The following is an 8,557-nucleotide window of genomic DNA, read 5'->3' on the forward strand; positions in this document are numbered from 1 at the left end:
TACCTGACATACACCAGACGTCTGGTTCCGCGCTGGCCTACCTCTTGACGACTCGCGGCATGATGACTTCTGCTCAAACTGCTTGCCGCCTGATMTTTGCCCAGACCGCCATGACCTCCCCCCGCAGTGGATGCTCAACAAGAAAAATCCCCCCCACACAACCTGCCAGACCGCCTGCGCCGCCCAACACAAGGGGCATCACTAAAACTTCAGGATAGGGACCGTAAAGCCATAGTGCGAGGGCCGGTCCAATCGCCGCCAGCAAGGCAACCACCGCACTCTTGCGCAAGGTGGGGAGCAGCCCGCGTAATGTCAGGTCAATGTGCCTGTTCGTTGCTCGCAGCCAGAGAGTGGCACTCACCGCTGCGGACGCGATCATGGCGAAACCCAGCGCCATAAGACCTAGCGAAGCACCGAGCGCCACAAACGCCATGCTCTGAATCGCACTGAAAACAGTCACACGAGCAATAGTGGTAACTGYGCCGGATGACAACAGCGCCGTGCTGCACAAAGCAGCTGGCACGCTGAAAAGCATGGCCACTGCCAGCAGACGCGCCAGGTCAACCGACTGGTCCCACTGGTTGCCATACAAGGCACGCACTATGGGGTGCGCCAGACAAACGACCGCGAGACAAAACGACCAGCCAAATGCCGTAACGTACCCTGTGGCTTTGAGGAAGGGATCAACAAAACTGCCTTGTTCGCGTGATTGCCTGGCAAACCAGGGCAGGCACACGGCACCCACCGCATCCACAAAGAGCCGGTGAAACATATTCACCAGACCGCTGGAGCGAGAATACAGCCCCGCAGCAGTCAGGTCTTGCAACTTGCCAAGCAAAAGCTCCGGCGCACTATTTGAAATGACCGTTACGATGGAACTGGCCGTGAGCTGTGAGCCAAACACCAAGACGCATTTAATCTCTCCCAGGCCGRGCACCCATGGAAAAGACTTTGGCCGAAAGTAAATCGCCATCAGTGCATTGACCGCGGTAGAAGCCAGCGACCCAAAAGCCAGGCTGATGGGGCCATAGCCCTTCCAGGCCAGCCAGATTGACACCAGCGCCCCGCCAAGGCCGGCGCTAAATCGCATTAGCGCAACGCTCTCAAACCGCATTTCCCGCATCAGCCACGCATAGGTGAGCGAGCCAAAGGGATTGATCGCGTAGTTCAAAGCCACCACTAGCATGATGTCGCGCATGCGGGGCTCGTTGTAGAACACCGCTACGGGATTACTGGCCAGCAGCACCACGCAAGCCAGCCCCAGGCCCAAGCCCAATTGCACGGCCCACACGGCCCGGATGTGTTCGGTTGTGAGGTTTTTTTCCTGTATCAGGTACTGGCCTGCACCCATGTCCCGCACGGTCGCCACAAACATCAGGAGCACCATGGTGACCGAAAACACCCCGATCTCAGTAGGCGTCAGCAGGCGTGCAATCGCCATGGAAGACGCTACGGCGATCAATAGACTCGCATAGCGATCCAGAAAGGAGAAAAAAAGCGATTTGCGGGTGGACATTTCAGCGCGTGCTTGCTGAAACGCTTTGCGCAGCAGTCATTTGATTCAGCAAAGCCACCAGGGCCTGTGAACGCCCGCGCCGCGAGGCCTGTTGCACAGCCAGTATTTGCGGCAGCACCGCCCTGCCCTCGCGCAATTGACGCACCAGCGCAGGCAACAAAAGCGCAATTTCATCCGCCGAATCAAGACGCGCTATGTCATTTAACCCCGCCCCCCTCAGAACGCCAGCGGTATCTCCCTCCGGGTCTGTCAGACCCAGTATGGGTTTTCCGGCCCGCAGATATTCGTAAATCTTCGCCGGAATCTGGGCATTGCAGTTGCTGGCCTGCATAACCAGCAGGGCATCAACCGCCAGCATTTCGGCCAGCGCCTCGCGGTAAGAAATGGCGGGGCACAGCTCAATAAAATCTTGCGCACCGTGGGTTTGGGCCAAACGTCGCAACAGGTCGTCATGCACCGGCGCGCGAAAACGGATGCGCAGGTCAGCCGGGCTCAGCGTGCCCGCCTTTTGCAGGTGGCCAAGTGCCGTAAACAGTTGAGTTGGGTCACGCTCTGATGGGTAAACGATGCCACTGTGCAGCATGACCAACGGGCGCTCGCAAGGGTCAGCGGCGCTGTGACTCTGGGGCGATAACCCTGGCTGCACCGCAGCAGACGCAAAGCTCTCTTCGTCATAGCCGTTCTCCAGCACCACCATACGGTCAGCTGTAGAAGGAAAGCGCTGCTGATACATGCGTGCGGCGCCGGGCGTTGTAAAAACGCAGTAGCTTGCGTGCTCTGCAGCGCTTGCTTCAATGTCTTTGTAGCACTGCCAGGTAAGCGGGTCCGCCGGGTAACCTTCTTGCGCCATCGGGTCACGAAAATCAGCCACCCATGGAATGCCCGCCTTGCGGTGCAGTTCGGAGGCAATGACGTGCGCGGTAGCGATGGGGTAAGTGGACCAGATGACATCGGGCTTGAACTCATCAATCAGCTTGAGCCCCTGACGGATAGCGGCAAACTTCCAGCTGATCCAGCGGTCTGGGCGGGCCATCCAGCCCAAGTAGCGCCCCCTGAGTTGCAGGTGGCGGGCGGTATCCAGCGCAAAGGCGCGCCGCACCACTGTGCCAGGTGGCACATCGGTCAGTAGATCGTCACTGGTTTTTTCATAAGCGCGAGGGTCTGCACTCAACACCAGGGGTTGCCATCCCAACGATGGCAAATGCTGCACGAACCGCAATGTTCGTTGGATGCCACTACTGCCTGCCAGAGGCGGGAAGTGGTAGGCAATCATCAAGACTCGTTTCACGCAGGCTCCACATTTTTGAGTTTGATGGCACCAAGGCGAAGCAGACGCTGGTATACGCCCATGTGAGCCTGCGCATTAAGCGTCCAGGTAAACTGGCCTCTAATAAGTTCGTGACCGCGCGTAGCGAGTTTCTGGCAGAGCTGCGGATCGGTCATAAATGTTGCGATGGCCTTCTCGATAGCGGGTACCGAACGGGAGGGTATCAACAGCGCCTCTTGTCCGTCGGTCACAATATCTCCGACGCCTCCCACTTGGGTAAAAATACTCGGCGCCCCAATGAACAAGGCTTCAAACAGCACTGTCGGCGTTCCTTCCGAATGAGATGGCAAGATAAAGGCGCTGGCGAAACGCATCCATATCTTGACTTGCTGGTGCGGCACAGCGCCGATCCGCACCACGACATCCAGCAAGCCGTTCGCCGCAAGATAATCATCGACGTACGAGCCCAACTGGTTGTCGCCCACCAGAAACAGGCGCAGATTTCGCTGACCATGCGCCACCAGGTTCCTGGTCGCGTCTAGCAGTTCCTTGATACCCTTTACCTCCTTTAGGTAACCCACAAATACCAGGTTCCAGGTATCTGCGTGAGCGGCCTTGAGGGTTTGCACTTCTTGCAGTTCCGCATCGCTCAGCGAAAACTTTTCAGTGTTGACGCCGTTGGTGATGTATTGGCTTCGTTCGGCAATTTGGCCCTCGGTATAGGCAAGCCCGAGCCGCATCCCTTCACCGCTAACGAAAACATTGAAGTCGGCTCCTTCTAGGCTGATACGGACCTTTTCAAAGCATGCCCGGTTGTAGTTGGGGGCATCAATGATGCAAGTGCGGTGTATGGTATGTATTACCTTGACTTGGGGAAACAGTTCATCCCGGCAGCGGTTAGCAGCGTAACCGCAAGGATAGGTGGCATGGGCATGGATGATATCGAAAGGCCAGTCCCGGTACAGGGACTTGATCCGGCTGCGGATCCCGTGATACATCCAGTCACCAACCCGCTCATAAAGGCGGTGTCCGGGCAAGGTCAGATAGCGGGGGTGATACTTCGGATGCCCGGCATCGAGTTCTTCATCTGGCACGGCGGCCAGATCCCGATATGATTTCTTTACCAAAGTCACCGGAAAGGGCGCCATGGGGAGCGGGTGCATGACCCGCACGTCGACCCCCTGTTTGCGCAATGCTTCTGCCTGCTCATGCACAAAAGTTCCCGATACCTGGTCCTGCGAGTTGGGATACCACATCGTCAGAAATAATACTTTCATAAAAGGTGCTCGCTAGCCTTTTGCCAGTAATTGCAGATAAAGGGCGTCATACCGACTGAGAAAGCCACGGTTGTCATATTCTGCGTGCACACGGCGTAGGTTTTCTGCGCCGATACGTTTTCCCAAGGCACGGTCTGATGCAAAACGGATCAATCTATCGGCCAACGCCGCATCGTCATCCGAGGGGAAAAATAAGGCGTTAATGTCCTCCCGTAGCCAGCATAAATTACCTGAAATGGCAGAGGCCGCCACCGGAACACCACAGGCCATGGCCTCCAGAATCGAGTTGCTCATGCCTTCGGAAAACGAGGTATTAACAAACAGATCGAAACGGGGATACCACTGCTCCGGCCTGTCAGTCTCGCCAACGAAATCAATCCTTGCTGCTGAATTTCCGAGGCGCACCTGATTGCGAACCGCATCGAAATCCGGACCAGCACCGACCATAATCAGCCGCGCCTTGAGTTGCGGGTGGGTACAGTGCACGCGTTCAAAGGCACGCACCAGACAGGGCAGGTTCTTGATGCTATCAAAGCGGGCAATGGTGCCGATGACGAATTCGTCGTTCGCTCGGGCATCAGCTGCACGCGGTATGAACCGGTTCAGGTCAACCCCATTGGGGATGCAGACAATTTTTGGCGCGCCCAGCTTCCAGCGCACTTGTATATCAGCCGAAATTGCGTCATTGACTGCAACCACCCGTGTCGCCAAGCGGGCCAGCAAGGCCGAGAGAAGTTCGCGCTTCCATGGGACTCCTGCGCGATCCGCATCGTTGCGGCCATGTTCCCCGTGCAATACGACGGGCACTCTCGCTAAACGCCCCCCCAGCACACCATAGAACATGGTGGCCCAGTTGTGGCTGTGCACCACATCAAAGTGACCGTCCCGCATGAACCTGGTCAAGGCAAACAGCCGTGCCCATTGAAAACCGGGTTTGACGGGGAAGTAGGTGTGGCGCTCTTGGGGCCAAGGCAGCATGCCGCCTAAAACGGGTCGCATGGTCAGGACATGGACGTCATAGCAATTGGGGTCAAGCCCAAGCCCGAGTCGCAATACACGGCGCTCGGTTCCACCCACCCCCAAGGCATACAACAGGTGTAACACGCGAATCTTTCGCTGTGTCATGGCACCTTCCCTGAAGGGCTTCTGCACATCCATAAATATTCATCGATAAAAAATAACTACGCAACGACACTAAGCCGCTAGGATAAGAGCGCCATTTGATTTATATCAAATAGGCAGTGTTAAGCACAAACTACCCTGCAGCACACTGGGCGTGTCGCAGGTATTCATATCTTTTTTCGAAACGGGGGTAAGCGCTGTTTTTTGCGAAACATCAAACGGACAGGCAGATTGATGGATGACATTACACGATAAGCTGTGAACGGTCTACTCATCAAAATAATACATGTCCGTCCAAGGCAAAGGAAATAAAGTGTTAGTTCAACAAGCAAACAAGTTTTTCCTGATGGTTCTGTTCTCCTTGGCAGGTGTGGCACCGGTACCACTGGCTAATGCAGCTCAATCCATTGCGCCAGCGGAACCCGTATCGGATACCAGGCTGGTCATTCGCGTAGGGGCTAACCGCGTTATCAAAACCATTTCCGAAGCGGCCAGGCGGGCAAAGGATGGTGATACCGTGGAGGTGGATGCTGGGGACTATGTCGCTGATGTGGCCTTGTGGACCCAGAACAATTTGAGTCTGCGCGCCATTGGTGGCAGGGCACGTCTTATCGCGAACGGTGCGGCGATGGAAGGAAAAGGTATATGGGTGGTACGCGCAGAGGGGATGACCGTCGAAGGCTTTGAATTTTCTGGTGCAACAGTTCCAGACCACAACGCAGCAGGCATCAGGTTTGAAAAAGGTTCGCTGACCGTGCGCGATTGCACCTTTCTGAAGAATGAAAACGGTATCCTGACCAGCAACTTTCCTGAACTCGTGCTCAAGATAGAGAACAGTGAGTTTGCTCTTAACGGCTATGGAGATGGTCTTACGCACAATCTTTACGTCGGCGCTATCGCGCACCTATCTGTAACTGGTAGTTATTTTCACCATGCCCGCGTTGGCCATCTGCTCAAGAGTCGGGCGGCAGTGAATCGTATTTTTTATAACCGGCTGACCGACGAGTCAGGGGGCCGCGCCAGTTATGAGCTGGAATTCCCAAATGGCGGCATAGCCTACGTCGTTGGCAACATCATCCAGCAGGGCACGCAGACGGAAAACCCGAACCTTATCTCATATGGCACCGAGGACTACAAGTGGCCAAGGAATGAGCTCTACTTTGTCAACAATACATTGGTAGACAACCGACCCCAGGGCGGCGTGTTCCTGCGCGTAAAACCCGGCAATGTGATTGTGAAGGCCGTCAACAACCTGCTGGTGGGACTGAGCAAACTTGACTCGGCCGGACCCGGTGACTACCGAAACAATTTCACAGTGGACTGGGACGAGTTCGAATTGGCCGCGCGTGAAGACTACCGGCTCAAGCACAATTCCAAACTGCTAGGCCGCGCTGTCGACGCCGGCGTGGCTAACGACCAAGCCCTGATGCCTGACAGCGAGTATGCGCATCCRAGAAAAACGATACGGCTCAAGGGCGCAGCGCGTCACCCGGGTGCGCTGCAAAGCCTCAAGTAGTGCCTTTCATTTTTTCTTTTGAATGGCCCGCTTCATGTCTGATCAGGATTCATCGCTCATACTGGGCTCGCCACGGTTTTCTGATTCGCGCCTGGCCAGCCTGGCTTTAGCAGAGGGCGTGCTGGCAGCTTGGCGCGAGGCCTTGGTAGCTTTGGGGGCGCAGGCAGCAAGCGGCGTGACCGGCGACTTTGCAGTGGGCCTGTGCGGGCCAGGGCGCACCTTCCTGGCGGTGGACCGCTTTGCCATCCGCACCCTGTGCTATCGCGTGGACAACGGGCAAATACGCTTTGCTGCCCGCGCCGATGAGCTGGCTGACGCCAGCACCGAGATCGACCCACAAGCGATTTTTGACTACCTGTACTTTCACGTCATCCCATCGCCGCGCACCATCTACAAGGGCATTTACCGGCTGCCGCCAGCGCACTACGCCTTGTTTGAAAATGGCCAATTGACTGTGGCGCCGTACTGGGCGCCAACTTTCGACGAACAGCAAAACGCCTCGTTTGACGCGCTAAAGGATGAATTCAGGCAACTGCTGCACGACGCAGTAGCTTCGCAGCTTGATGGAGGCAAACCGGCCTGTTTTCTCAGTGGCGGCACCGACAGCTCTACGGTGGCGGGCATGGTGGCCCTCGCCAGTGGCAAAACAGCGGCCACTTACTCGATCGGCTTTGACGCGCAAGGCTATGACGAGATGGAATATGCGCGTCTGGCGTCCAAACACTTCAAGACCGAACACCACGAGTATTACGTCACGCCTGATGACCTGGTACGCAGCATAGCCCTTGTAGCGGCATCGTATGACCAACCTTTTGGGAACTCATCCGCTCTGCCTGCCTACTATTGCGCCAAGATGGCTCGTGAAGACGGCGTGAGCAAGCTACTGGCGGGTGATGGCGGCGACGAACTGTTTGGCGGCAACACACGCTACGCTAAACAACGAGTGTTTGGCTGGTACGACAGCATTCCAGCTGGTCTGCGCAATGGTCTACTGGAACCCATCTCCAAGCTGGGGGTCATGAATCAGATTCCACTGATACGAAAAGCCGCCAGCTATGTTACCCAGGCAACGGTACCGATGCCTGACCGTATGATGACCTACAACCTGCTGTACCGCTTGGGTGTGCAGGAGATGCTGACACCAGTGCTGCTTGCTCAGGTGGATCAGCAAAATCCTGACCGGCAGCAGCGCTGCGTTTGGGCGGAGACTCGCACTGACGGCCTGGTGAACCGCATGCTGGCCTTTGATTGGCGCTACACATTGGCGGATTGTGATTTGCCGAAGGTGATTGGCACTACCGCGCTGGCGGGGGTGAACGTGGGCTTCCCGATGCTGGACGACCGGGTGGTGGCGTTCTCGCAACGGCTGCCCACCCATTACAAGCTCAAGGGCTTGAAACTGCGCTGGTTTTTTAAAGAGGCCCTGCGCGGCTTTTTACCAGACGAGATCATCAGCAAGAAGAAGCAGGGCTTTGGCCTGCCCTTTGGGGTGTGGGCCAACACCCACCTTGCCCTCAAAGTCTTGGCCACCGCCTCGCTACACGGCCTGGCCAAGCGTGGTGTGGTGCGGGCTGATTTTGTTCAGGCCCTGCTAACGCAGCGCCTGCCCGAGCACCCAGGCTACTATGGCGAGATGGTGTGGATATTGATGATGCTGGAGCAGTGGCTTGCGGCCAAGGCACCGCAGTTCAGTCTGGCAAAATAGAGTTGCTATTTTTCTCGTAGCAAACTGTTCTGATATAACGCCGACAAGTGGCCAATTTGAGCACGATTAAGAGCCGCTAACAAAACCCTCCTGGCGTCGTTGTGCCGCCTTGCCGTGCTAGAGCACTGTCTGCGGCGGCTCGCCTAGCCAGTAC

General features: G+C 56.4%; 6 protein-coding genes. 2 read left to right on the top strand and 4 right to left on the bottom strand.

The genetic code is table 11. From position 1 onward, the window contains the following. Positions 1-73: 73 nt before the first annotated feature. The 4 genes from AC1DUB_RS27795 to AC1DUB_RS27810 are packed head-to-tail and all read right to left on the bottom strand — an operon-like array spanning position 74 to position 5,218. Entirely contained in the window at positions 74-1,516 is a 1,443-nt protein-coding gene (locus tag AC1DUB_RS27795) for a lipopolysaccharide biosynthesis protein (RefSeq protein WP_477732306.1), read from the bottom strand. A gap of 1 nt (position 1,517) precedes the next feature. Beyond that, entirely contained in the window at positions 1,518-2,789 is a 1,272-nt protein-coding gene (locus tag AC1DUB_RS27800) for a glycosyltransferase (protein ID WP_477732311.1), read from the bottom strand. Between the two features lie 11 nt (positions 2,790-2,800). After that, positions 2,801-4,060 carry a glycosyltransferase gene (locus AC1DUB_RS27805; protein ID WP_477732307.1) on the bottom strand — a complete coding sequence of 420 codons (1,260 nt, stop codon included), beginning with the start codon at positions 4,058-4,060 and terminating at the stop codon, positions 2,801-2,803. 12 nt (positions 4,061-4,072) lie between these two features. Continuing rightward, positions 4,073-5,218 (bottom strand): glycosyltransferase family 4 protein, encoded by a 1,146-nt coding sequence (locus AC1DUB_RS27810; RefSeq protein WP_477732308.1) that lies wholly within the window; start codon positions 5,216-5,218, stop codon positions 4,073-4,075. Between the two features lie 250 nt (positions 5,219-5,468). Between AC1DUB_RS27810 and AC1DUB_RS27815 the strand changes: the two genes are divergently transcribed. Beyond that, entirely contained in the window at positions 5,469-6,698 is a 1,230-nt protein-coding gene (locus tag AC1DUB_RS27815) for a right-handed parallel beta-helix repeat-containing protein (protein WP_477732309.1), read from the top strand. Between the two features lie 34 nt (positions 6,699-6,732). After that, positions 6,733-8,403, top strand: a complete 1,671-nt coding sequence (locus AC1DUB_RS27820) for an asparagine synthetase B family protein (protein ID WP_477732310.1) — start codon at positions 6,733-6,735, stop codon at positions 8,401-8,403. The last annotated feature ends 154 nt before the right edge of the window (positions 8,404-8,557 follow it).

The organism is Polaromonas sp. P4_F9, assembly GCF_056401235.1.

Coding starts and splice junctions, on each gene's coding strand:
- AC1DUB_RS27800 (WP_477732311.1), bottom strand. CDS start 2,789: ATGATTGCCTACCACTTCCCGCCTCTGGCAGGCAGTAGTGGCATCCAA.
- AC1DUB_RS27805 (WP_477732307.1), bottom strand. CDS start 4,060: ATGAAAGTATTATTTCTGACGATGTGGTATCCCAACTCGCAGGACCAG.
- AC1DUB_RS27810 (WP_477732308.1), bottom strand. CDS start 5,218: ATGGATGTGCAGAAGCCCTTCAGGGAAGGTGCCATGACACAGCGAAAG.
- AC1DUB_RS27820 (WP_477732310.1), top strand. CDS start 6,733: ATGTCTGATCAGGATTCATCGCTCATACTGGGCTCGCCACGGTTTTCT.